Origin of the sequence: Arthrobacter sp. S2(2024), assembly GCF_036662515.1 — a bacterium.
Lineage (GTDB): Bacteria > Actinomycetota > Actinomycetes > Actinomycetales > Micrococcaceae > Arthrobacter.
This window is the reverse complement of the sequence record NZ_JAYKZI010000038.1, coordinates 1-578: the sequence shown is the minus strand read 5'-3', so window position 1 is coordinate 578 and position 578 is coordinate 1. Positions and strand designations below refer to the sequence as shown.

General features: G+C 67.1%; 1 protein-coding gene. It reads right to left on the bottom strand.

All coding sequences use genetic code 11. The features are described from left to right. On the bottom strand, positions 1-578 hold a 578-nt coding region (locus VLA65_RS21940; RefSeq protein WP_442880368.1), incomplete at both ends, for a transketolase-like TK C-terminal-containing protein.

Sequence of the window (578 nt, the reverse complement as noted above, 5' to 3'; positions counted from 1 at the left end):
GGTTCGTCGCCGGGGTTCAGGAAGGCGTGTTCTTCGGCGGCGAGTCCGTCGCGTCGGAGTTCGTTCCAGGAGGTCACGGACCAGACGTCGGCGGAGACTCCCCAGTCCTGGGCGAGGACTTTCTGGGCTTCCAGGGCCCAGGGGACCGAGACGCCGGAGGCCAGGAGCTGCGCGCGGGGCCGCTTTTTGTCCCGATCCTCGGGCTCCGCCGGGGCGAGCAGGTAGATGCCCTTCAGGAGGCCCTCGGTGTCGAGGTTTTCCGGTTCGGCGGGCTGGCTGATCGGTTCGTTGTACACGGTGAGGTAGTACATCAAGTTCCGGTCGGTGGAGTCCGGGCCGTACATGCGTTCGAGGCCGTCGCGGATGATGTGTCCGATTTCGTAGCCGTAGGCGGGGTCGTAGGTGAGGACGGCGGGGTTGGTGGAGGCCAGGATGGGGGAGTGTCCGTCGGCGTGCTGGAGTCCTTCGCCGGTGAGGGTGGTCCGTCCTGCGGTGGCGCCGATGATGAAGCCGCGGGTCATTTGGTCCGCGGCGGCCCAGAAGGCGTCGCCGGTGCGTTGGAAGCCGAACATGGAGTA